The organism is Leptospira meyeri (assembly GCF_004368965.1).
Lineage (GTDB): Bacteria > Spirochaetota > Leptospiria > Leptospirales > Leptospiraceae > Leptospira_A > Leptospira_A meyeri.
On sequence record NZ_SORO01000001.1, the window covers coordinates 1,624,147 to 1,647,671 of the forward strand.

Annotated in this window: 22 protein-coding genes; 10 read left to right on the top strand and 12 right to left on the bottom strand. The window is 39.5% G+C overall.

What is annotated here, in order from left to right; translation table 11 throughout:
- Positions 1-51: 51 nt before the first annotated feature.
- From CLV96_RS07525 to CLV96_RS07535, 3 genes are all read right to left on the bottom strand, one after another.
- On the bottom strand, positions 52-744 hold the full coding sequence (locus CLV96_RS07525; protein WP_004787420.1) for a hypothetical protein: 693 nt from the start codon (positions 742-744) through the stop codon (positions 52-54).
- Positions 745-751: 7 nt separating this feature from the next.
- Positions 752-1,117, bottom strand: coding sequence for a hypothetical protein (locus CLV96_RS07530; RefSeq protein ID WP_231292448.1), 366 nt, complete (start codon positions 1,115-1,117; stop codon positions 752-754).
- Positions 1,118-1,294: 177 nt separating this feature from the next.
- Complete coding sequence (locus CLV96_RS07535; protein ID WP_004785402.1) at positions 1,295-1,702, bottom strand: hypothetical protein; 408 nt, start codon at positions 1,700-1,702, stop codon at positions 1,295-1,297.
- A 240-nt stretch (positions 1,703-1,942) separates the two neighbouring features.
- On the opposite strand from CLV96_RS07535, the gene ilvC reads away from it, so the two are divergent.
- Both ilvC and CLV96_RS07545 read left to right on the top strand, forming a co-directional pair.
- Positions 1,943-2,944, top strand: coding sequence for a ketol-acid reductoisomerase (gene ilvC, locus CLV96_RS07540; protein ID WP_004786436.1), 1,002 nt, complete (start codon positions 1,943-1,945; stop codon positions 2,942-2,944).
- Positions 2,945-2,995: 51 nt separating this feature from the next.
- Positions 2,996-4,315 (top strand): thiolase family protein, encoded by a 1,320-nt coding sequence (locus CLV96_RS07545; RefSeq protein ID WP_004785515.1) that lies wholly within the window; start codon positions 2,996-2,998, stop codon positions 4,313-4,315.
- A 255-nt stretch (positions 4,316-4,570) separates the two neighbouring features.
- Here the strand turns inward: CLV96_RS07545 and CLV96_RS07550 are convergent, their stop codons facing one another.
- Entirely contained in the window at positions 4,571-5,440 is an 870-nt protein-coding gene (locus tag CLV96_RS07550) for a hypothetical protein (protein ID WP_004787471.1), read from the bottom strand.
- Positions 5,441-5,560: 120 nt separating this feature from the next.
- On the opposite strand from CLV96_RS07550, the gene CLV96_RS07555 reads away from it, so the two are divergent.
- Positions 5,561-6,403, top strand: coding sequence for an SH3 domain-containing protein (locus CLV96_RS07555; RefSeq protein WP_004786694.1), 843 nt, complete (start codon positions 5,561-5,563; stop codon positions 6,401-6,403).
- Positions 6,400-7,653 (top strand): phospholipase C/P1 nuclease family protein, encoded by a 1,254-nt coding sequence (locus CLV96_RS07560; protein WP_004785052.1) that lies wholly within the window; start codon positions 6,400-6,402, stop codon positions 7,651-7,653. Before CLV96_RS07555 ends, CLV96_RS07560 begins: the two co-directional genes overlap by 4 nt.
- Here the strand turns inward: CLV96_RS07560 and CLV96_RS07565 are convergent.
- From CLV96_RS07565 to CLV96_RS20080, 3 genes are all read right to left on the bottom strand, one after another.
- On the bottom strand, positions 7,650-8,030 hold the full coding sequence (locus CLV96_RS07565; protein ID WP_004785841.1) for a DUF2237 family protein: 381 nt from the start codon (positions 8,028-8,030) through the stop codon (positions 7,650-7,652). The two genes, CLV96_RS07560 and CLV96_RS07565, sit on opposite strands and share 4 nt — an antisense overlap.
- 155 nt (positions 8,031-8,185) lie before the next feature.
- Entirely contained in the window at positions 8,186-9,394 is a 1,209-nt protein-coding gene (locus CLV96_RS07570; protein WP_004787732.1) for a M23 family metallopeptidase, read from the bottom strand.
- On the bottom strand, positions 9,391-10,596 hold the full coding sequence (locus CLV96_RS20080) for a M23 family metallopeptidase (protein ID WP_040917263.1): 1,206 nt from the start codon (positions 10,594-10,596) through the stop codon (positions 9,391-9,393). The genes CLV96_RS07570 and CLV96_RS20080 overlap by 4 nt, the downstream gene beginning before the upstream one ends.
- Positions 10,597-10,697: 101 nt before the next feature.
- Between CLV96_RS20080 and CLV96_RS07580 the strand changes: the two genes are divergently transcribed.
- Entirely contained in the window at positions 10,698-11,435 is a 738-nt protein-coding gene (locus tag CLV96_RS07580) for a glutathione S-transferase N-terminal domain-containing protein (protein ID WP_004786782.1), read from the top strand.
- Here CLV96_RS07580 and cutA read toward each other — a convergent pair.
- A complete protein-coding gene (gene cutA / locus CLV96_RS07585) occupies positions 11,405-11,728 on the bottom strand; it encodes a divalent-cation tolerance protein CutA (protein WP_004785372.1) in 324 nt (107 codons plus the stop codon). The two genes, CLV96_RS07580 and cutA, sit on opposite strands and share 31 nt — an antisense overlap.
- 50 nt (positions 11,729-11,778) lie before the next feature.
- Between cutA and CLV96_RS07590 the strand changes: the two genes are divergently transcribed.
- Positions 11,779-12,567, top strand: coding sequence for an NADase-type glycan-binding domain-containing protein (locus CLV96_RS07590; RefSeq protein WP_004786364.1), 789 nt, complete (start codon positions 11,779-11,781; stop codon positions 12,565-12,567).
- 21 nt (positions 12,568-12,588) lie between these two features.
- On the opposite strand, the gene CLV96_RS07595 is transcribed toward CLV96_RS07590, so the two are convergent.
- Positions 12,589-13,632, bottom strand: coding sequence for a hypothetical protein (locus tag CLV96_RS07595; protein WP_040917262.1), 1,044 nt, complete (start codon positions 13,630-13,632; stop codon positions 12,589-12,591).
- Positions 13,633-13,740: 108 nt separating this feature from the next.
- Positions 13,741-14,835: a DegT/DnrJ/EryC1/StrS family aminotransferase gene (locus CLV96_RS07600; RefSeq protein WP_004784449.1), complete on the bottom strand. Its 1,095-nt coding sequence runs from the start codon at positions 14,833-14,835 to the stop codon at positions 13,741-13,743.
- A 133-nt stretch (positions 14,836-14,968) separates the two neighbouring features.
- Here CLV96_RS07600 and CLV96_RS07605 point away from each other — a divergent pair, with 133 nt between their 5' ends.
- The 3 genes from CLV96_RS07605 to CLV96_RS07615 are packed head-to-tail and all read left to right on the top strand — an operon-like array spanning position 14,969 to position 20,871.
- Entirely contained in the window at positions 14,969-16,243 is a 1,275-nt protein-coding gene (locus CLV96_RS07605) for a valine--pyruvate transaminase (RefSeq protein WP_040917345.1), read from the top strand.
- Positions 16,240-18,558 carry a hypothetical protein gene (locus CLV96_RS07610; RefSeq protein WP_020775900.1) on the top strand — a complete coding sequence of 773 codons (2,319 nt, stop codon included), beginning with the start codon at positions 16,240-16,242 and terminating at the stop codon, positions 18,556-18,558. Before CLV96_RS07605 ends, CLV96_RS07610 begins: the two co-directional genes overlap by 4 nt.
- Before the next feature lie 48 nt (positions 18,559-18,606).
- Positions 18,607-20,871 (top strand): arginine/lysine/ornithine decarboxylase, encoded by a 2,265-nt coding sequence (locus CLV96_RS07615; protein WP_004787557.1) that lies wholly within the window; start codon positions 18,607-18,609, stop codon positions 20,869-20,871.
- Between the two features lie 63 nt (positions 20,872-20,934).
- Here the strand turns inward: CLV96_RS07615 and CLV96_RS07620 are convergent, their stop codons facing one another.
- Positions 20,935-21,576, bottom strand: coding sequence for a hypothetical protein (locus tag CLV96_RS07620; RefSeq protein WP_004785132.1), 642 nt, complete (start codon positions 21,574-21,576; stop codon positions 20,935-20,937).
- Between CLV96_RS07620 and CLV96_RS07625 the strand changes: the two genes are divergently transcribed.
- Positions 21,575-22,609 carry a calcium/sodium antiporter gene (locus CLV96_RS07625; protein ID WP_004786121.1) on the top strand — a complete coding sequence of 345 codons (1,035 nt, stop codon included), beginning with the start codon at positions 21,575-21,577 and terminating at the stop codon, positions 22,607-22,609. The two genes, CLV96_RS07620 and CLV96_RS07625, sit on opposite strands and share 2 nt — an antisense overlap.
- Here the strand turns inward: CLV96_RS07625 and dprA are convergent.
- Positions 22,599-23,525: a DNA-processing protein DprA gene (gene dprA, locus CLV96_RS07630; protein ID WP_004786332.1), complete on the bottom strand. Its 927-nt coding sequence runs from the start codon at positions 23,523-23,525 to the stop codon at positions 22,599-22,601. The genes CLV96_RS07625 and dprA overlap by 11 nt on opposite strands.

Consider the following 23,525-nt stretch of genomic DNA (forward strand, 5'->3'; position numbering starts at 1 on the left):
AGCTCTAAAACTTCTTCCGCACAAGGAAGGAAAACTTCTGTTCGCTCTTTTTCATTCATGGGATCCCTCCGTATCTTTTGCCAACTCCTTCGGTAGAGTTAAATAAATCTCATCAATGGCTTCTTGGAAACCTTGTAAATACATTGTAGAGAAAGCATTTGGTTCATTTACCAAATTTCCATAATCCCGCATTTGAAAAAGAAACGGAAGTGGAATATACCATGGACTGAAATACCGAGTCCCGGAATGGGTGCTTACTTTTTCTGCCAATAAACTATTCTTATAGAATAACTTTACAGTGACTTCCAATTTAACTTTCTGGTGACAAGGAAAAATGCATAAAGTGACTAATTGAAAAACTTGGCCTAACCGTCCTTCTTCCCAATCACTGCGAGGACGATTGACAGTTACAAAAAAAACATAATCTGTTTTTACATCTGTTAGTTGAAAGTTTTTATCATCAATGTTATAAACATGAATATCCTTCCAATGATAACGTGAGTGGCCAATTTCTTTTTGTTTTTTGGAAAAATACTGGTTGGTAGGTTCGCCAAACAAAGGATTTGTTTCTACCCAACCTGTATGCTCTTTACTATAGTACATTCGATTTTGGTTTAAAATAGTAATGGAATCAGAGATTTTTGTTTTTGTTGATTCTTCAGGAAATGGTTTGATGTTTCTATCTAATTCAGCAAAGGAACAAGCGAAACAACAGCAGAAAAAAATTAAATAAATATATTTCACCAATCAATCATTCCTTTATTAGAGTCGGTTCCAAAAATTCCTCGATACAAGGAAGGAGGATTTCTGTTCGCTCTTTTTCATTCATGGGACCTAAGTCTCCACCTTTTCGCATAACCTTTGTATAGTCCGCATAATTGACTATCGATACAAGATTGTATAGTTCCACAAACTTAGTTGTTTTGTTTCGAACCATAGCGGTACAGGATATATAAGATCCAAGCGGAGTAAGTTCTTTACGGTAGAAGGTTAATTTATATTCATCCTCACCAATTTCTCTGGACCAAAATCGATTTGGAAATTGATTCTTTTTTGTCTCCATCCATTGGTGGATGTTCATTCCATCCGGTAATTTGACTGGGTTATTCTGATACACCCTTTTTTCTTCAGGTAAGAGACTGGCGCAACTGATCAGAAAAGGTGCGAAGATAAAAAAGAAAAAACCCAGTAAACGAAAAACTCGAAATTGGGTTTCTGCCCTCCTCGAACAGATGATGCGACCTCTGCCATTTCGATCCGAAGAGAGTGTATCAAAGTTTACATTTCCCAAGATCTATAACCTCCATTTCCCGGGACTGCCAACATTATGGTATCTTCCAGCGGGAACATGAAAGGGATTGTGACCACCACCGTGAGACCTTGGGATTTGGAACTGGTTTCCTCCTCCATAATAAGGATACGGAACACCAGAACCTCCTCTTGACCCTTGGTAGGGATAGGGATACTCTCGGTAGTTGTGACCATTTTGACTTGGGTGTCTCGTATAGTAAGAATCATGGACAAGGTCAGGAGTGATACAACCTCCTCCCAACAGTGCCATACTACCCACGAAAAAAAAGGAAAGTATGCATCTAACAAAACGTTTGCGGTGCAACTTCTTTATGGATTCAAAATTGATTCGGTTCATCATGAATTCAGTATAGGAGGGAAGAACCTTTTTTCCAATGGAGGGTTTCCGCATTTGCGGTGATCACCTATCTTGATCCTTGGGACTGGTAAGAACATCTCTGGCCAAGGGAAAAAATATTATGTCACGATGCGCCCTTGATGCGGAGGAGGCGTAAGCCGTCCGAAGGACCGAAGCGAATGCGAAAGTCCGGAGCGAGCAAGGAAAGGCGCCCTAATTCGTTCTTGTTTCCCTCCTTATAGTTAAAAATGATGGAGAAATAAGTTAAATTTTCCGCAGGAAGTGTGCCCATCCATGGCAAATATCTATTACGACGACAGTTGCGATCTAAATCTCCTTAAAGGTAAAACCATTGCAGTGATTGGCTACGGAAGCCAAGGTCACGCACAAGCTCAAAACATGAAAGATTCTGGTTTGAAAGTCATTATTGGACTTCGCGATGGATCTAAATCAGTAAAAGAAGCCAAAGAAGCTGGCTTTGAAGTGTTCAGTGTTGCGGAAGCTGCTAAAAAAGCAGACATCATCCAAATCCTTGCTCCAGACACCATCCAAGCTGACATGTATAAGGCGGATATTGAACCAAACCTTAGCGAAGGAAAAGCTCTTGTTTTTTCTCATGGGTTTAACATCCATTACGATCTCATCACTCCTCCTAAAAACGTAGACGTGTATATGGTAGCACCGAAAGGACCAGGACATTTGGTTCGCCGCGTTTATACTGAAGGTGGTGGAGTTCCATGCCTCATCGCAATCTACCAAGATGCAACAGGCCAAGCAAAAGCTCGTGCCCTTGCTCACGCAAGTGGAGTAGGCGGAGGAAGAGCAGGAATTTTAGAAACATCTTTCCGTGAAGAAACAGAAACTGACCTATTCGGAGAACAAGCGGTTCTTTGTGGTGGTGTGGCAAACCTCATCATGAGTGGATTTGAAACACTTACTGAAGCTGGTTATGATCCAGAAATCGCTTACTTCGAATGTTTACATGAAGTCAAACTCATCACTGATTTAATTTACGAAGGTGGACTTGCTCGTATGCGTTATTCCATCTCTGATACTGCAGAGTATGGAGATTATATCAGCGGACCTCGCATCATTGATGCTGGTGTGAAAGCTCGTATGAAAGACGTTCTCACTGATATCCAAAAAGATAAAGGTGCAGCGTTCGCTAAACGTTGGATGGCGGATACAAAAGCGGGATACCCTGAGTATAAAAAACTCAAAGAAAAAAATGCGGCTCACCCTATCGAAGCAGTAGGAGCAAAACTACGTTCGATGATGAAGTGGCTTGCGAAGTAATTTTTAAGGTAACTAAAGTTTTAGTCTAAAGAAAGGAAGAAGGGATTTTATATGAAAGTAACACAAAAGATAGTACTCGCAGCACCTGCACGAACTCCTTTTGCTCAAATTGGAAAGGCACTCTCGCAGTACTCAGGCCACCACCTCGGAAAAATCGTAGGTGAAGAAGTAATGAAACGCAGTGGTTTGAAACCTACTGATATTGACGGTGTGATCGTTGGAGAAGGTTTCTCTAATGCACCTAACTCTGCACGTGTGATTGCAAACTTACTTGGGCTTCCTATGGAAATTCCATGCCTTACTGTTGCAAACAACTGTGTATCTGGTTTGGAAGCAGTGGCTGAAGCAACTCGCCGTATTTCACTTGGTGAAGGAAAAGTTTTCCTAGTCATCGGTGAAGAGTCACAAACATCTATGCCATTTGTTGTTAAAAATGCACGTCTTAACAAAAAAACAAACAGTTTAGATTCTCTTGTAAAACTTCTCCCAAATGACCTTCCAGAAGGTGTGGAACTTCGTGATACACTAGAAGACGGACTTGGTGATGGTGAAACTTCTTTCGGTATGCAAGTAACGGCAGAAATTCTCGCACAGAACTACACACTATCTCGTGAAACACAAGACAAAGTAGCTTACGAGTCTTTCAAACGTGCATTTGATGCAACTCAAGAAGGTCGTTACAAACCATATATTATGGAAGTAAAAGACGATGAAGGTAACCCTCTTCAAGCAGATGAGGCAGTTCTTCTTCGTGAAGGTCTTGTGAAAAACCCAACTCGTATGGGTCGTGCGATGTTACTCTTTGACAACCCTCAAATGAAATTTGACCAGTTCAAAGAAAAATATAGCAAATACTTAAAGAAATCTCATGGACCTACTCTTTCGATCTTCAATGCAAGTCCACGTTCCGATGGAGCGGCTGGTATCATTGTAGCTTCTGAAGATGCGGCGAAAAAATTAGGTCTTACTGCAAAAGCTTACATCAACGGTTTTAACATGCGTGGTGTTGATCCAAACCTTATGGGTCTTGGCCAAGCAGAAGCAACGGTAGCTCTTCTTGGAGAAACTGGTGATAAAATCGAAAACATCGACATCATCGAAATCCACGAAGCATTTGCTGCAACTGCAGTAGCGGCTCTGGAAGAAATCAAAACTAGAACTGGCCTTGATTGGGAAAAGAAATTTGATGAGAAAAAAATCAATCCTAACGGTGGATCGATCTCCATTGGACACCCGTTTGGTGCAACTGGTGTGAGACTCCTTCACAACGCCATCATGGACTTTGATGAAAACAAAGACGTGAAAAAGGTACTTGTGACTGCATGTGCACACGGTGGGATCGCAGGATCAATGATCGTTGAAAGAGCTTAAAGATCGAATTTAAAAGTCGAATAAGTTTCGCTCGAAAGATCGATGAAAAGCCAAGGTTTCCCTTGGCTTTTTTTTATGGGGAAAGATAAACTCGTTTTATATACAAACTTCACCTAAAGATGAACTCTTTTGAAAAGAAATGGCAAAATTGACAAAAGGATTTGTGGGAAGTAGGAGGATGTGGTAGAGACGACGTATTGGGTGGCGGGTCTAGTTCCCCACCCTAATCAGGGCGGGGATACAAGATTCACAACCCTACCCACCAAACAGCGCAAGCATCGGAACAAGCCCTTCTTTTGTTTGACCCGCAGTATCGTATCCAGGAAAAATCTTAACCAATTTCAAATAAAAGTGCTTTTCAATTCGTTTGTTCCCGTTTGTCGTTTTTTCAAAAACATCCTTAGTATACAAATGAAACTCAAAATAACCTGCCTGAAACTTACCGTCACCAGCAATGCGACTTCCAATCCTGAATCGTATAGGATTTCTGAGATCCAAGGATTCATAACATTTCTCATTCTCAAAAGAAAGTTTTTTTGATAAATAAATCCTTTCGCGAATTCCCATTTCTTGAAAATCTCGAGCACCTGGGAGTTGAAACAAAACCTTTCCTTCTCTCCTAAATTCTAAACTATAAGATAAAATTTCTAAATTAGAGACATCAATAGAATTTATATCAATTGTTAGGTGGTGATCTAATACCTCAGTGGATCTAGTGATCACACTTCCTTCCCTTTGCCCAATGGTAATGATTTTACTTACATTTAATGGAACCGCATACTTAAATATTAATCCTGGGTTCGGTAAATCTTTACCAAATACAGTCATTGCCGTCTGGATCGGGGTTTGTGTAATGGTATGAATGTCTGCTATGTTAAGTTGTTCATCAGAATCAGATAAGTTTTGATAGGATAAAGCTGCAATATCTTTAAAAGATGATTTTGATTTGAATCCTTCCAAAGATTTTAACTTCGCAATCGTCAGTCTTTGCATGACAGTGATTAGGACAAGTACGGCAACAAACAAAACCAAAACAAATACCCATGTTTCGTAAGTATTCATCTTCTCTTCTATCGATCGAATTTGCTCTATCGAATATGGTTTTAACACTTGTGCGAGTATCATTCACAATCCTTTGAGAGGAAAAAGCCTATACTATCATTATCGACCTATCTTCTTCAGAAAAATACCATTCCTTTGGAAAAGAGGTCGACTCACAAGAGTCTGTTCCTTATTTTTTGCACTATGTCGGGTTACAAATACTTACTCTACACTCTCATTGTAATTTTTGTTTCTCCCATTTATCCCGAAAACCATTGGGACCACTACATTCACGAAAAAACTGTTGGCTCCACCTATCTAACATTTGGTGACAATATTAACTTGAGAGAATCAAACAATGTAAATGCGAAAGTTTTAAAGAAACTTTCTATTGGTGATACAGTCAAAATTCTCACAAAAACGAACCAAATCCTAGAACAGAATTCAGTAAAAGAATATTGGTATCAAGTTGAATCAGAAAAAGTGATAGGTTATGTTTGGGGAGGATTACTTGCTGATTATTCTTTTGAGTGGAGTGACAAAACAATTTTAGCACGCAACTTAGGCATTCAGTTAGGAAAACTGGAATTAAAACTAATCCAAAACAATCATTTATTAGCGCATGGCACTTGGGATGTTGGACCAATGAGCAACGAAGGTTGGAATCACACAATCTACCAACCGTCTTCTTTTTCACCAGCTCCTGTTGCAATTTTTGGAATAAAGTATCTTCTGTTTTCTGAAATAGAATACGGGTATACGAACGAACAAATATATACATTAGATAAAGACTTAAAATTTGTACCACAGTTTTCTTGGAATCCTGGTGCCTGCGACCCTCCTTCTTGTGCAGAATCATGGCTCATACTTCCAACTGAAAATTTGTCTGCAGATAAAAAAATAAACCGTAAAGCCACAAAAGGAAAACCAAACACAATCATCGAACTAACTCATAGTTTCGATATTGATGATGAAAGTTCCCATGAATATTACCAATCTGAATATATTTGGAAAGGAACCACTTTCCAAAAAAAGGAAAACCAATGAACCGAATCATTACTTTAGTAACAATTTTTGTTTTCACTATTCCTGCCTTTGCTTGGAACAATCACGCAGGTATCACATATTTAATTTTAAAAGACCATTGGAAAACAAAGCAAACTCCCAAAGTAAAAGTAGAATCTTTAAAATCCTTTTTATCAAAAGAAAAATCCAAAATTCAAGAGTCTTTAGACAACTCTGAGGAATGGGCCTTAAAACGACTTCCACACCTAACAAAAACAGATGAAAGTTTGAAGTTTTCCAAAACTACGAAAGATGCAGATCTTGTTGTTAGTTTTTATAGAGCTCTACGTGTAAATCCAAAGCATAAAGCAGCCTTATACATACAAACTGTCCCTAAAAGAGGTGGTTCAAAATTACCCCTTGACCAACTAACAACTTTAAACGAAAAAGGGAAATTGGTGAATGAAACCTTTTTATCGTTACAGGAAGGACAAACGATCGGTGCAGATGAGGTTTTGGTATCGGCAACAGATGAACCTGATTATGATTTAGATTTACATTTATTTGAAGATAACGAACGTGAGGTGGGAAAAATCTATGGTTTCGGGATTCAACCTTTTGGAAATCCAGCCGTTGAGTATTCTTCACAGGCACCATTTCATATGGGATTTTTTTATGAACCGGGAATCATTTTTGCTCTTGCTGGTTTCTTAAAACGAACTTACCCTGAATACAGAATTCACCAATTCACCGAACTATCAAATTTAGCATTTCGAACAGGGCATCCTTATTGGGGATATCGATTTGCTGGTTGGGCTTTGCATTATATACAAGATCTTACTCAACCTTATCATTCTTCGGTATTACCCAGAGTAAGTGCAGCAAAACAAATTGGCGTACAACTCGTATCTATTGTAGGATACCAAACACCAAAAGATAACATGATTAGTTTTGTTTCTGGAAGACATACACTCATCGAAGAATACCAATACTATTTAATCAAAAACCTAATTGAAACAAAGGCTTGGAACCATCCTGTTGCCACTTCCATCACGGAATTTTCTAAAGATAGTCTGGTGCCATGGTCGGGAATGGATTCGATAAGAGAAAATGTTTGTCGCGAAGCATACCTCGCCGGAGAACCGACAGATGAACAATTGGAAAACTTAGAAATTCCAAAATACGAAACATTGTATGAACCAAACCACCCGATTCATAAAATTCTTGGATCTCTACTCCATAACACATCCAAGCACACTAGAGCTTACTTAGATGCGTTGAAAACGAACTAGTCAAAATCATCTGCCGCAAACCTTTCCAGAAGCTCCAAAGGGATGATCTCTAACGCACGTTTGTGGGTAGATTCAAGGAATACACGGGGAGCTACGCCATTGCGATAAGCTTCCAACCACCTGGAAGCGCAAAGACACCAACGTTCCCCAGGTTTCACACCTGGGAAAGCATATTGTGGCCACGGAGTGATGAGATCATTCCCACTTTGTTTTTGTGACTCTAAAAATTCTTCTGTAGCGAGAACACAAACTGTATGAGAACCGATGTCATCATCGGAAGTATTACAACACCCATCCCGAAAAAAACCAGTGAGTGGCTTTGTGGAACAAGGAGCGAGAGGTCTGCCCAGCACATTGATCGATTCATCCATTTCCATGAGAATCTCAAACTAGGAAAAATATTCAAATCTGGGAAGATGTTTCCGAAAGGAAGATGGAAAAAAGATGGGGGTTTGCACCCCCAGTAGATCGACCAAATGGTCTTGGAAAGCCTAACGCCAATCTACTATACATATATTTACTTGTCAAGCGATTACTCATTGACTTCAAAAAAAAGAGTCTTTTTTTCTTCTCCGTTAATCCGCACCCTCATCTTCCACTGACCAATGAATTCTTCATTTTTCGGTATTAAAAAGTAACGGCTGTCGGAATCCAAATAGTTTTGGGTTTTCCATTTGTAATAAAAAGGTTTTACTGAATTTCCATCCTTTGTGATATGAATTTCTATTTCCTGGTTTTTAGGTTTTGCAAATTCAAATTCGATCGCATAGTTTTCGCCCAACCGAAATGAAGTATCTCCACATCGAATTTTTTCGCCTCGTTCATTGTATTTACACAATCGAATGTCTTCATCCAAAATGTCGGTTCGGAGAGGCAAATCACCGTCTTTAGGATGCCAATACAAATAATACTGAGATAAGGTTTCTCTTTCTGCATTTTGAGTTTTAAAAACAGTGGGGATAGTCATAACTTCTAATTGACGGGTGGGTTTGTGTACTTCAAAATGTAAATGTGGTCCTTGCGTAAAACCAGTGTTACCCGAATATCCGATCATCTGTCCTGCCTCTACAAAATCACCAACCTTTACTAAAACACCATCCTTCATTAAATGTGCATAATTTCCCAAAGTACCATCGTTGTGTAAAATTATAATGTAATTGGCTTTACTTAGTAAATCTTTACGAATTCCACCCTCACTAAAATTAGAAACCACTGCAACCACTTGTCCTTTCCTGGCGGCAAGAATGGGAGTGCCAACAGGTAATATAAAATCAACAGAGTATTTTAGATTTCCAATATGAGAAAATTTCCCGTTATATGCTTGGGCCACACGAGATCGTATTCCTGCTGGGAATGGCAATAAATAAGTCACAGAATCATCATGTATACTTTCTCTATCTCCAAACATCACGTGAACTGCAAAAGATGTGAATGTAGGTTTAGTTATATCTTCTAAAACAAAACTAGATACATACACTGATTCGTCTCCTTTTAAGACTACGAACTGGGGGAAAGGATGTGCAGATTTAAAATTTTTAACAGTGACATTGATCATCACAGAATTAGTTGGATAAATTGTTGGATTTCGATTTTTTATGTATAAGTCAAAACCATTGTCAATATCATTCACTACAAAACAGACATATTCCGAAATACAATTTTCTGTTTTTGTTGGTTCAGCAAATAAATCAAACCTGAAAAATAAAACAATTAGAATAAGAACAAAAAAACACCTTTTCACATTACACCCGTTACCTGGAACTGTATTTCTTTTTGTATAACACCGTCAATTGAGATCACCGCTGTCCAATCACCTTCTAAAGATTCGGAAGGATCTTCCCGTTGGACATCTAAAAAGGTATCCCACCATTCAGGGTTTGTCTCCCAATTATACAATTTAGAAATAGTCGTGCCATTTTTACGAACGGAAATTTGTATCTTATAACGAGATGGCTTTAAAAGAGGAATATAAAAGTAAAGTGGGGAACTTTTGGAAAATGTTGTGGAATGACAGCCTAATTTTTCTAAACTCTGAACCGATTCGCAAATTTGGATTTCCTCAATGTCGGAGACTGTTTTGACCATCGGTTCGTTCGGATCCCTCTTCCAATTGAGTTGTCCTTCCGTAAGGATTTCTGAGTCGGAAGATTCTGTACGAAATTTTGTTGGGATCGTCTTTTTTCGTAAGTGGGGAGTTGGTTTATAAACTTCAAAATGAAGGTGAGGCCCATCACTAAATCCTGTACTACCAGCATATCCAAGCGGAGAACCAGAGCTAACTCTCTGGCCTCGTTTGACAAGAACTCCCATATAACGTAGATGTGCATATTGCCCTATCGTTCCATCGTCATGAAGAATTTTCACATAATTTGCCGAATGAATGTATTTGATTTCAAATCCACCTTCGTTATTTTTTTGTTCAGTATCGATTACAACTCCATCTCTCGCAGCTGTGATCAAGTCCCCTTCCTTCAATCCAAAATCAATCGAATAACGGTTATCTCCCTGATGACTTTTCGTACCCTTATAACCTTGGTAAACTCTAACCTTCATACCTTTTTCAAAAGGTAAATCATAAACAACTTTTGGATTATGGTGGACTGAAAAATTTCCGAGAATCCATTTGAATTTGATTTGATAGACCCAACGTTTGTTTGGTTTGTTTACTGTCAGCCGGAAGAGTTTTTTCCTTTTGGAACCCTGAATGACTGTCACAAGAGGAAGTTTGACACTACTCCTCATATTTTTAGAAATTGCATTCACTGATAATGTTGTAGCAGTTTCTTTGATTGCAATTTTATTCTGAAAATAAATATCTACCCCTGTTTTATCCTGAACATAGATAACACAAAGTCTGTCCATGGAACAATATTCAGAATGATCTTTGGCAATCAAAAATCCAAAAGGGGAAATCAAAAATAGAACGAATATGCCAAATCTCATAAAACAGGGATCATATTAATGTGAGGAACGGCACACGACAATCTATTTTCAGTTATAAAAACTTGATTGCCTTATGATTTCTTTTCAGTAAACCTCGACACATGAGTTCAACCTTATACACTTTTCCAATCTCACATTTTTCTGAAAAAGCTAGATGGGGATTAGACATTGCCCACTATCCCTATGAACTAAAACCTCTAATCCCCGGACAACATATCCAAACGTTAAAACCACTTGTAAGCGATTTGTATGTCCCTGTTTTAGAGACCGACAATGGGGTCATCCAAGGTTCTGGCAATATTATTGATTTAGTAGAAGAAAAAGCATTCGGTCACAAAGCTTCTTCGGAAGAAAAACTAATGGAAGAAAAGATAGACTCTCATATCGGGAAAAGCCTACAAACTCTGTTATACCACTTTATACTGGATTACCCAGAAATTGTAGGGAAATTATTTTTATTAAATCCAAGCAAAGCGAGTGATACGGTCGGACCACCTGAACATTTTGATTTGATCGCTCTTTCTCTAAAACGGAGATACAAAATCACACCTAAAAACCTAGATATCGTCAAACAATTGCTAGAAGAATGCTCTAAAGATTTAATCGAAATTTACAAAACTCGAAAATTCTTTAATGGAACTTCCTTTGGAAGAGTAGACTTAACCTTGGCAAGTCTTATGGGAATGCTTGCAGAACCAAAGGAATCTCCTGCGTATCCGTGGTTTGCTTCTGTGCAAATGCCAGAATCTTTTCTCACCTGGAGAAAAGAATTAGGGTATGAGTTGTTATTCGATAAAATCAGAGAATTCTATAAAGAGTTTCGAATCCAGTCCAAATAGTCTAGATTTCCAGAAACAATTGGCCAAATGACAATGCAGGGAGTATCATAAGAATGTAATTCTTTGACTCTCTGCACCAATTGTTCTGACTTATCCTTTGTTGTTTTGAATAATCCAACTGTTTCCTCTGATTCTTCTAAAACAGAATTCCAAATGTAAACTGAATGCATCCCTTTGATGATATTGACGCAAGCAGCCAATCGATCAGTAACAACTACTTTTGCAATTTGTTTAGCTTCATCTTCTGAAGCAAATGTAACATAGACAGTGTAGTATTCCAACGAATCTTCCATTTATTTTTTTTCCTACTTGCCCTTCATTTTAGATACTTATGATCTTGTGTATGCGTTATCCAAGTCCAAAAACTTTTCTAATAATAATCGCCATCTGTCTGCCCATTTTTGCAGAACCTCTCAATCCTCCAAGCCTCTCCTCTTCGAGTCAACTGTTACCGAAATCAAAAAAATACACACCAATCTTTGCCATGGATGGAAAACTCAAAACGAGTTGGGTCGAAGGAGCAGATGGCGAAGGGATTGGGGAAACCTTACAAATCAAATACAAATCACCGATCAATTTTCGTTCGCTCTCCATCTACAATGGGTTTGGTGATCCTAAACTTTGGGCTGCCAACAATCGAATCAAAAAACTAAAAATTTCCACAGAGGATGGGAACGAAGAAATTGTTACTTTGAAGGATAGTTTGTCTCTTCAAATGATTGAATTCAAATCCGAACTTCGGGCCAAAGAAATTTCTCTCACCATCCAAGAAGTTTATAAAGGCACCAATACGGAAAACACAGCCATTGCGGAACTCACCTTCAACTCAGAACAAGCGGGATCAGCCCTCGTCCCTCCCAAAAATACTTGGGCCATTGGAAAATGGAAAACAAAATCGAATATTGCAAGGATCCAACTTCACAACGATGGAACTTGTGAAATGGGTTACGAAACCGCAAAGATGTTATGTACTTGGACAGAAAAAGGGGATAAAGTCATCGTGAGTCTAGAGGCAACCCTCCCTCTTACCAATACAGATATTCTGGAAATAAAACGCAGGGGAAATCCTTCTGATCCAACTCTTGAGATCAATGGAAAACATGAATTTATTTCTAATAAAGATGGAGTATAAAAAATGAATTTATAATTCAAATCAATCCATCCAGGATTGCCAAATGGATTCCACCACGGAAGGTTCCTTTTCTTCCGTGGTTTCAAAATACAAAACTGTATTTTGGTAAGGTTTGCCGGATATATCTCTAACGGGCGTTAATAGAATTAATTCAATACCTAGTTCTTTTTCCAAACGTTCTATCGTTTTCCATTCATCAAGCGAGCCATGTTTGGGATAAGGCAAAATTAAAATCCCTGTCACTACTTCCCTTTTTGGATTTCTTTTTTTTCTCACTTCCCAAAGAATCCGCCCGATCGAATAACGAAAGTTAAATTCAGATACGGGTTGAATTTGGTTCCGCCCTTCTTCACGATACAAAAATCCATCGATGGCACAAGGACCCGAATATTCTCTAGGGACCAGACCTTTAGTATCCCGAACAAGATCCATCACAGGTGGCAAAAAAGAAGTAGCATAAGGAAGTTCCGATCCGCCAATTCGAATCCCACGAAATACTCCTTCTTTATCAATGAGCATGGCTGTAGAAGTGAGATAAACGAATTCTCCATCACGGACATCCCAAAGTGTAGAAAAGTCAAAAAACCTTTCTTCACCTACCCAAGACTCAGCAAGGATGGGAAATCCAAAAAGTTTTTTGTTCACTTGAGACATTTTCCAGGAATCAGATCTGGATTTAAAGATGATATGATTTCTGCCAGCAAGTCCAAACTCGCTTTTAAGAACTAACGGGAGTTTTGCCTCTTCCAGTTCTGCAAACAAGTGTTCTTCGGATGTAATTATTTTGGCCGCTAATGGTGAGTGATGTTTTCTAAAATCAAGTTGTGTGATCTTCGAATTGAGATACCGAGACGTTTCGATTCGAATTGGATCTTCTAGAAGTCTGCCTTCATACCATTCGTTTCGACATCCCCATTCCACAAGAGAGACTTCACCAAGTAACTCCCCTTCTTGGATCGGCGTACCGGGAGTTAACCCTGCATCCTTCCAATGTCGATAAAGTTCTTCGCTAGGTAATTCCTCGACAAGAACATAGTCTTCAGGCCTTGTTATGGGAAAAAACATCTTCTCCAAACATCGATTCCTCCGTTTCAGGGAGGAATCTAAGGAAGGAGGAGTTGGATACAATCTATACTCAAATAATGAGTCTAGAGAATAAATTACCGGCACCAATCAATAGATGCGTCGGATGGCTGTGGCGATCCGTTGTACGTTATCTTTTGTTAGGTTAGGATAAATAGGAATACAATGTCCGCGTTGGAAAAGACGCTCTGCATTTGGAAATTCTATAGGATTTTCTTCCAATACCCGATGAAGAGGTTCATCAACTGTTCTTTGTGTTCCGATATGAATGGATTTAAAATACCTTTGGATCTCTTCGTAGTTTTGTCCGGAAACAATAATAGGAAATCTTTGGAATGTATCTTCTGTTGGATTTTGAAAATAGGTTTCTAATCTAGAATTTTGAACGGCCTGTAAATATGCAGAAGCAATCTTTTTTTTACGTTCTAAAATGACACCAAGTTTAGAAAGTTGCTCAATTCCAAGAGCGGCTTGGTAATCTACCAAATTGTAATCATATTTTGGTTCACCAAAGTTACGTTTGGCGGATGATCCAGACTTATATGATTTTACTGCATTCGAAAGAGAAACTTCAGAAGTGATGATCATCGCACCGTTTCCAGTTGTAATGATATTTTCAGCACTCAGTCCACAAATTGCAATTTTCGATTGTTTCCCAACAGTAATGGTTTCTGAAGTGGCACCAATGGCTTCGGTGAAGTCCTCTACAACTTCTAAACCTTCAATGGAATAATCAGAGAGGCGAATGAGCGATCCAAAGCTATGATCAAAAAGAGCAAACCTTGCGCCCGATTCATTTTTTTTGCGAAGAAATTCTTCTGTGCAAGGATGGAAGGAATTTCTTTTTAAATCCACAAGCACTGGTTTTGCTTGTAAGAGAAAAATCGCATCTAAAGCAGAGATTGGTGCATAACTAGAAAGTAAAACGGAATCGCCTGCCTTTACACCTAGCGCAAGTAAGGCTAAGTGATATGCCGAAGTAAGAGAATTAGAAGAAATGGCATATTTGATTTTGAAAGTATGGCAGAATGTTTTTTCAAATCTTTCTACAATTTCACCGGTAGAAAGGTGTTCGTCCACGAGACATTCTAAAACACCTTTTAGGTCTTCCCGTGAAAGGGTCGGTTTAAAAAATTCGATATCTTTTTCTTTTCGAAGGGGTCTTTGTATTGTTTCGGTGCTCATCCAACAGCACTCCTCTATATTATGTCACTTAAATACCCGATTTCTGAATTATGTCACTTCATTTTTCGAAATGAGAACATAATTTTAGAAATTCATTGGAAAAATGGTTCAGGAAGAAGAATGCCTCAGAATTATGACCCCCATGCAGAATCCTCCCTCTTCCCTTTGGGCGAACCGCCTCCGCCAAAACCAAGGAATCCGTTCCCTGATGGAAGATTTGGGCCAGGTGACGGGCCATCCCGACGAAATTCTTCTGGGAGGGGGAAATCCGGCTCATATCCCGGAAGCGGAAGCAATCTTTGCCGAAGCCTTTCAGAGTCTTGCGAAAGATCCAAAACTTGGAGCCTTACTCGGAGACTACCAAGCTCCGATTGGAAACGATCGTTTTCGTTCCCTTGCGGCAGAGTTTCTTTCCCCTCATTTAGGTGCAGATCTTAGAAAGGACAATATTGCTTTTTTTAACGGCAGCCAAAACGCCTATTCGTATTTACTCAACATTCATTCTGGAAAGATGATGGACGGGAGTTTTAAAAAAATTCTCCTACCGATTGTTCCAGATTACATCGGTTATGCGGACCAGTCCATCGAAGCAGATGCATTTTTGGCTACAAAACCAGAAGTGATTCGAACAGGAAATCGTAGATTTCGATACGGTTTAAACAAAACGGAGTTTGATCTTTCCATTGTTGGTTGTGTGGCCTTATCTCGGCCAACAAATCCTACGGGAAATATTTTATCAAACAAGGACATTGAATGGGTGGAAGAAAGAACTCAAAAACAAAAACTTCCTCTCCTGATTGATTTAGCCTATGGGAATCCTTTCCCAAATTTAATTGGGCAAGAAGAACCGATTCATTACCGGGAAGGGAGAACTCTATCCCTTAGTTTCTCAAAAATTGGACTCCCAGGGGTTCGTTTGGGGATTGTTGTTTCCGATCCCGATACCATAGAAACCCTCTCTGCCTATGCTGCTGTAGGGAATCTTGCCGTAGGAAATTTAGGTGTTTATCTGATGGAGATTCTCTTTCGTAAAGAAATCCTCACCAACCTTGCAAAAAACATCTTACGTCCGTTTTATGACAAAAAAAGAGAACTCGCAATTGCCATTTTTGAATCAGAATTCCAAAAACATGGAATCGAATATGAAATCCATGATCCTATGGGTGGATTTTTTCTTTGGATTCGATTCCCCAACCTATCAGTCACCAACCATAAACTTTACCACCTTTGTAAAGATAAACGGCTCTTCATTGTTTCAGGACATTATTTCTTTCCTGGTTTAAACTCAGATTTTTCGCATACTCAAGATTGCATACGTTTGACATATTGTCGTCCAGAAGAAGAATTAGCCAGGGGAGCCCATATCCTTGCGGAAATTATTGCCTCCCACCAGACAAAATCCGAATGAGTGAAGACAGCATTGATCTATCAGACACAGTCTTAGAGAATCCTTCGTCAAAAGACGAAAGTTCTAATGATAGACCTTCTGCGCAGTCTTACATTTTTTTGTCTGACTCAGTGGGAAGTCTTACACCCACAGCACGTTGTATCTTAGATGAGCTAAAAGATTGGCACAAACGTGTAGAAAAACATGGCTCAAAAGAAAAACACGCATCTTACTTAATGACGGTGGATAAACTCCCCGAAGCCTTAGGAAAGTATACCAACCTCGGTGCACAAGGCCGTTCCGAAAATTCGATCTACCATGCTCTTCGACAAATTTTAGACATCGACCATCGTGGCCAAAACCGTGCCGCATATGCTTATCCTTATCTCATTCGTACGGGGAGTAAAATCTCTTCAAAAATTGCTCTCGTTGCCCCGCAAAACGAAAATAAAACGGATACCCAACCTTATCGACAGGCATGTTTTCGTTTTTCGCAAGAACTCATCAAAGTATTACTCGAAAACCGTGCTAAAAAAGGAAGGAACTGGGATGAAGAAAATCCGGGAACCCTCCTCTTACAAAAGAACAAAGAAGGAAACACCTGGCTCTATCCAAAACTGGGATCTCTCGAAGCAGAAGTATCCTCTTTAGTTCGAAAGGGATTTGGAAATTTACCTTATATCCCCATGCCAGACTTTCTACAAGACTTCACTGTTTTTGCGAGAGAACAAAATCTTGCACTTCCCATTCTTGCCGATTACCATATTGTCATTGATGAACTAAATATTTTACCTGACGGGAGTTTCAAAAGATTGCCCGAAGTAGTGAACCAAATCCTTGCTCATATGAATGGATTGGAACATTTCACAAAAGACCAACTCACTAAACTTGCGAAAGATGCAAAGTATGAGTCCTTTCTTGCAACTTTTAGTGACTATATCTCCAAACCAAAATTTTCTTCTTTAGAATCCAAAATGAATCCAGAAGAAGAAGTGAAAAAATTCTTATCAATCATTGAAAACTTTCCCTATTCAACAGAAAAAGGAAACAAATCCCTTTCCATCAAAGAAACCATTGATCTCAGTGTAAAAATTTTAAAAAGACTATCGGAAGAAAAAGGATCTGTTCTCACTCGTAAAGATGATAGCATTTACGGAACCGTCAAAAATGCAGTCATTGCAAAAATTCCAGAACATACAAAAAATCACAATACCCTGCTTAGGATTGATTTTGAAGATGAAGTTGCAAAAGCAGGAATCACTTCAGAAGAAAAAGCAAACGAATATATCAAACGTTTGAAAGACGACGTATTTTCTGATCATTCTTATTATGAAGAAAAACTTCCTGACGGAAGATCAGTTTATTACGTAGTCGATCATGGTTACATGGCTGCAGTCATTCACAAACTTGCGTTTGAAGGCAGGACCAATCCAGAATATAAAAAACAATTGGGTTATGCAAAAATCATCAACCATAAACTCTCTAACCCCAAACATCCAGAACTCAATAACAAACTAAAACCTGAGTTAATTGCTAAACTCAATGCTGATGTAAAAAACATGGAAGTGGAAGAATTGGAACGGGAACGTTCCAATGAAATTCGTTCTAGATTCAATGCTGTTCCAGGAATTTTGACATTTGTGGTCAGCACTCTTATTTTTATCACCGGAGCATATTATCTTCGTTCGGCGATGCCAATATTTTTTGGTGTACCTTTCTCCGTTGTGCTCGGATTTATGGCAGCGATTTACTTCCGAGAAAAGTCCACAGAAGAAATTCGAGAAGATATCAAAAATTCAGGAAAGTTTTCTGGAGTGGGTGATTGGGGAAAACCAACTTATAGTTCCAGTTCATCTTCTTCTTATGAAGACGAAGCAGAGACATCCAAAAAAGAAGAAAAACTTTCTCATATTTACAAAGCCGCAGATAACTTCGTATTTCCCAAACGATTCAATAAAATCACCGACAAAGTTTTAGATCCGAAATCCTTACGGTCTCGGATTTACGAAAATTTAGACAATATCAAACGCAACAACATGACTCTCGGCAAAGAAAAGGATGACGACAAAGTGGCTTCCACTGTGGAATATGCGGTTTTGCAGTCGGTTTCCACCATTCTGATTCCAGATGATGTTGCCATCCGGGATCTTCCGAGCACCATTCTCATCAATCGTAACGATATGAAATCAGCACTCTTTCGTGGCCAACTTGCGGACTACTATAGAGAAGAAATGAACAAAAAGAAATTCGATAAAAAACTAGTTAAGTACTACACCTACCTCATCAACACGGTTGAGATGGAGTATTATAAATACCTTCCGAAAAAACGAGTTTAAAAACTAAAATCATTTGATTCCCTACGGGTCACTCCTCCTATGGAGTTGATGTATCAAAACGGTATCGTACAATTTCCTATCATCATCATTGATGAAGATTTTCGTTCCGAAAATGCCAGTGGTCTTGGCATTCGAGCTATTGCAAAGGCCCTTGAAGGCGAAGGGATTGAAGTTCTGGGTGTTACCAGTTACGGAGATTTAACTAGTTTTGTGCAACAACAGAGCCGGGCTTGTGGATTCATCCTCTCCATTGATGATGAAGAGTTCACTCCAGAAACTGAAGGCGAAGTTCCCGATGCCCTACGCCAACTCAAAGATTTTGTGACGCAAGTGCGTCATAGGAACGCCGACATACCGCTGTTTCTTTATGGGGAAACAAGAACCAGTCGTCATATCCCCAATAGCATTTTAAAAGAATTACATGGCTTCATTCATATGTTTGAAGACACTCCAGAGTTTATGGCAAGAGCCATTCACAGGGAAGTAAAATCATACTTAGATAGTTTACCTCCTCCTTTTTTTCGTGCCTTAACTCAATACGCACATGATGGAAGTTATAGTTGGCATTGTCCGGGCCACTCCGGTGGAGTTGCCTTTTTAAAAAGTCCTGTGGGTCAAATGTTTCACCAATTTTTTGGTGAGAACATGCTTCGAGCTGACGTTTGTAATGCGGTAGATGAACTAGGACAACTTTTGGATCACACAGGACCCATCTCTGCCAGTGAACGAAACGCAGCACGTATTTTTCAATGTGATAGTTTATATTTTGTAACCAATGGAACATCTACTTCCAATAAAATTGTTTGGCATAGTACAGTAGCACCAGGTGACGTAGTGATCGTTGATCGTAACTGTCATAAAAGTATCCTTCATGCCATTACGATGACGGGTGCCATACCTGTTTTTTTAATGCCAACAAGAAACCATTTCGGAATCATTGGTCCCATTCCCAAATCTGAATTCAAATGGGAAAACATTCAGAAAAAAATTGCGGAGCATCCTTTTGCCAAAGATGTAAAAGGAAATCCAAGAATTCTCACCATCACCCAAAGTACGTATGATGGAATTTTATATAATGTGGAAGACATAAAATCAGAGTTAGATGGTAAGATATCAACACTTCACTTTGATGAAGCATGGCTCCCACATGCCTCCTTTCATAGATTCTACACTGGGATGCATGCCATTGGATCGGACAGGCCAAGACCGAAAGAAAGTATGATCTTTGCCACCCAGTCCACACATAAACTTCTAGCTGGTCTTTCACAAGCAAGTCAGATCCTTGTGCAAAATAGTGAAAAAGAATCTTTGGACAGAAACCTATTCAATGAAGCTTTTTTAATGCATACAAGCACGAGTCCGCAGTATGCCATCATTGCTTCTTGTGATGTGGCCGCAGCCATGATGGAATCTCCTGGCGGGAATGCACTTGTAGAAGAATCCATTGAAGAGGCTCTCGATTTCCGACGTGCCATGCGAAAAGTGGACTTGGAACTTGAAGAAGACTGGTGGTTTAGTGTTTGGGGTCCAGAGGCTCTTGTGGAAGAAGGAGCCGGAGAACGGGACGAATGGATCCTAAAAGCAAATGACCGTTGGCATGGGTTTGGTGATATTGCGGAAGGATTCAATATGTTGGATCCAATCAAAGCTACTGTTATCACTCCCGGGATGAGTGTGGAAGGTGAATTTGCTGATTGGGGAATCCCTGCTCTCATTCTCACCAAGTACTTAGCAGAACACGGAATCATCGTTGAAAAAACAGGACTTTATAGTTTCTTTATTATGTTTACCATCGGTATCACCAAAGGTCGTTGGAACACTATGGTTACCGAATTACAACAGTTCAAAGATGATTATGATTCGAACCAACCTCTTTGGCGAGTGATGCCGAAGTTTACCACTGCTTATCCAAAGTATGATAGGATTGGACTTCGTGATCTTTGCCAATCCATGCATGAAGTCTACCGAGCCAACAATATCTCTCACCTAACAACAGAGATGTATTTGAGCCCAATGATTCCTGCAATGAAACCTTCAGAAGCATTTTCTAAAATGGCACATCGTGACATTGAAAGGGTTCCGATTGATGAATTAGAAGGAAGAATTACTTCGGTGTTGCTTACACCCTATCCTCCTGGAATTCCACTACTCATCCCAGGAGAAAAGTTCAACATGACCATCATTCGTTACTTACAATTCGCACGTGAGTTTAACTCGAAGTTTCCAGGTTTTGAAACTGATATCCACGGCCTTGTGGAAGAAAAATCAGAATCAGGCCATGTAACTTACTACGTGGATTGTGTATCTGAATAAAACACAAAATTTGCAAAAACCAATATCAGGTAAAAATACCACCTGGTATTGGTGAATGAAAAATCATTCCCACTCAATCATTTTCACCACATCTTTCAAACAATCTTCTCTTGTTCCTTGGTCTTGTTTCAAAGTTGGCAATCCAGAATACCATTTTCCATCGGGATATTTCAAATCCACCCAGAAGGAAAAGAGAGTGGTTTCTCCGTTATTATTTTTAATTTCAATATTGAGCAGTTTTAAATCAGAAACACCTGTTTCTTTATAAAACACTTCCCCATTCCGAGTGCGGATTCGAATTTTTTTGGGAACCACTTCATAAGTAATTCCCTTTTTTTCTTCTCGTTTTTGTTTTAATTCCCAAGAGTCAATCCGCACAGAATCCAGTTCGTTTACGTTCAGCTTTTTTTTGTAAAGGATTCCATCTTTAGAATGCTCAAAGGACATCGACTGACTGCCGCTAGATGATTCACCACGAACGGTTCTCCCGTCGCAAAGGGTAAGGTTTAAAACCTTGGGTTCAGATGAATCTTTGTCTCCACGAGCATTTCGTGGTTCTTTCGATTGTTCCTGAGGGAGCGAGGGAAGGTTTGGTTCCTTGGGCAATCGAGGTTCTCCGAGTACCGGAGAAAAAAATCCGAGGGTCCCTACCCAAAGAAAGAGTCGCAGTCGGATGAAGTTTTCCATATTCTGACCTTTATCCATGGATGCATTTCTTACTGCAACTTTTCAAACCCTTCCCTTGCCAGTTCTTTTACTCGTCATCATCGGCTCCATCCTTGTTTTAGGCAAAGCTGCTGACGTACTTGTCGATGAGGCAGTTTCCCTTTCGACTAGATGGGGAGTTCCCAAAATGATCATTGGGGCCACCATCGTGAGTTTGGGCACAACCCTTCCCGAAGTTTCTGTTTCGGTCCTTTCTGCACTGGAGGGAAATCCTGGAATCGCACTCGGGAATGCGGTAGGTTCTATCATCTGCGATACGGGATTAATTTTAGGAATTGCGATTCTCATTTCCCCACCTGACATAGACAAACGACTTGTCAATCGTCAAGGTTGGATCCAAGTTCTTTCTGGATTTTTACTAGTGTTTGCAGCCCTACCTTGGGCCAACTTATCATCTGTTTTTTCCACTGGCGGCCGGATCGACCAAGGAACTGGTTTTGTATTTTTAATCCTTCTTGCTGTTTATATTTATTTTAGCATTCGTTGGTCCCGTTCCAAACCGGGGGAAGTAGAGGCAGGTATTGATGACACAACCGAGTATGATGAATCCCCATTTTGGATAATCTTTTTAAAACTCGTAGTAGCCATTACGCTTGTAATTTTATCTTCTAAAGTTCTCATCCCTTCCGTCCAAGAAACAGCAGTTCGTTTGTCCATCCCTGATTCCATCATTGGAGCCACACTCGTTGCCTTTGGAACGTCACTTCCGGAACTTGTCACAGCCATCCAAGCTTCCAGACGTGGGCACTCAGAACTTGCTGTTGGAAACATCATTGGTGCGGATATTTTGAATGTTCTTTTTGTTTCCGGTGCAGCGGCTGCTGTAACCAAAAACGGACTCGAAGCCCCGGTAAGTTTTTTTACATTCTACTTTCCATCAATGCTCATTGTTCTTGTCCTCTTTCGTTTAGGAATTGTTTTTTCAAAAGACAAAATCAAACGACCGTTTGGTGTATTTTTACTTTTTATCTATGTCCTGGCAACACTTGCAGGATTCGTATTTAAAGGATAAAATCTAAATCCCATCCACCATCTCTTCGCATTCCAGAAGGGATGGTTCGTTTATTTCTCCATTCTTCATAACTGATCTCCTTACTTTCGAACACCATTTCTTCTTTTGGGATTTTCATTTGACCAAATAACTTTTGTGCCCCTTGCCTAATGAGTAACCGACCACCTTCGTTATCAAATTGTTTGGGGTGGTCAAAAACAAAGATCTCTCTGTTTTGTTCCATTGCACTATAAGCTGTGGAAATGGTTCCAGATTTTCGCCCAGATTCCATTATATACACTTTGTCCGCAAGGCCCGATATAACACGATTTCGTTTAGGAAAAGTCCATTTGGCAGGCTCTGTTTTGAGCAAAAATTCTGTGATGAGAAGTTGTTTTGGGTCTTCTTTGATTCGTTTGTAAAGATCCCGGTTCCCAGGTGGATATTCGATTCCTAAAGTAGTTCCGAGTACACCAATCACAGGAACCCCAAATTCCAAAGAAGAAAGGAAAGCTTCACGATCAATCCCTAGTGCCATACCGGATACGATAACCAAATCTTTGTTTGATGATAGTATTTTTACAAGTTCCCTCGTGGCAGATAGGGAAACAGGAGAAGACTTCCTTGTTCCAACGATGGCCACGATAGGAGACTGAAATAACTGAAGATTTCCCAAACAAGCAAAAACAAAAGGAGGATCATAAATTTCCTTCAAATTTTTAGGATATTCTGGGTCATAAAAACTTACTAGTTTCCAATTTGGATCTTTCGATTTTTCCCATTGGATACATTCTGTCAAACATTGGCTCCAGAACTCTTGTTCAAAATAAGAAGGAAGAGCCAAATATAAATCTGAAAATCTGTTGAACTTACGCCAAAGTTTTGTTCTGCGAAGAAAAGTAGAAATTCGCGGATGACCTAAAATCGAAACTACCAC

Coding starts and splice junctions, on each gene's coding strand:
- CLV96_RS07580 (WP_004786782.1), top strand. CDS start 10,698: ATGAGTTCAACCTTATACACTTTTCCAATCTCACATTTTTCTGAAAAA.
- CLV96_RS07605 (WP_040917345.1), top strand. CDS start 14,969: ATGACCCCCATGCAGAATCCTCCCTCTTCCCTTTGGGCGAACCGCCTC.
- CLV96_RS07555 (WP_004786694.1), top strand. CDS start 5,561: ATGTCGGGTTACAAATACTTACTCTACACTCTCATTGTAATTTTTGTT.
- CLV96_RS07545 (WP_004785515.1), top strand. CDS start 2,996: ATGAAAGTAACACAAAAGATAGTACTCGCAGCACCTGCACGAACTCCT.
- CLV96_RS07550 (WP_004787471.1), bottom strand. CDS start 5,440: ATGATACTCGCACAAGTGTTAAAACCATATTCGATAGAGCAAATTCGA.
- CLV96_RS20080 (WP_040917263.1), bottom strand. CDS start 10,596: ATGAGATTTGGCATATTCGTTCTATTTTTGATTTCCCCTTTTGGATTT.
- cutA (WP_004785372.1), bottom strand. CDS start 11,728: ATGGAAGATTCGTTGGAATACTACACTGTCTATGTTACATTTGCTTCA.
- CLV96_RS07590 (WP_004786364.1), top strand. CDS start 11,779: ATGCGTTATCCAAGTCCAAAAACTTTTCTAATAATAATCGCCATCTGT.
- CLV96_RS07595 (WP_040917262.1), bottom strand. CDS start 13,632: ATGTTTTTTCCCATAACAAGGCCTGAAGACTATGTTCTTGTCGAGGAA.
- CLV96_RS07535 (WP_004785402.1), bottom strand. CDS start 1,702: ATGCGGAAACCCTCCATTGGAAAAAAGGTTCTTCCCTCCTATACTGAA.
- CLV96_RS07560 (WP_004785052.1), top strand. CDS start 6,400: ATGAACCGAATCATTACTTTAGTAACAATTTTTGTTTTCACTATTCCT.
- CLV96_RS07565 (WP_004785841.1), bottom strand. CDS start 8,030: ATGGAAATGGATGAATCGATCAATGTGCTGGGCAGACCTCTCGCTCCT.
- CLV96_RS07610 (WP_020775900.1), top strand. CDS start 16,240: ATGAGTGAAGACAGCATTGATCTATCAGACACAGTCTTAGAGAATCCT.
- CLV96_RS07615 (WP_004787557.1), top strand. CDS start 18,607: ATGTATCAAAACGGTATCGTACAATTTCCTATCATCATCATTGATGAA.
- CLV96_RS07625 (WP_004786121.1), top strand. CDS start 21,575: ATGGATGCATTTCTTACTGCAACTTTTCAAACCCTTCCCTTGCCAGTT.
- CLV96_RS07600 (WP_004784449.1), bottom strand. CDS start 14,835: ATGAGCACCGAAACAATACAAAGACCCCTTCGAAAAGAAAAAGATATC.
- CLV96_RS07620 (WP_004785132.1), bottom strand. CDS start 21,576: ATGGATAAAGGTCAGAATATGGAAAACTTCATCCGACTGCGACTCTTT.
- ilvC (WP_004786436.1), top strand. CDS start 1,943: ATGGCAAATATCTATTACGACGACAGTTGCGATCTAAATCTCCTTAAA.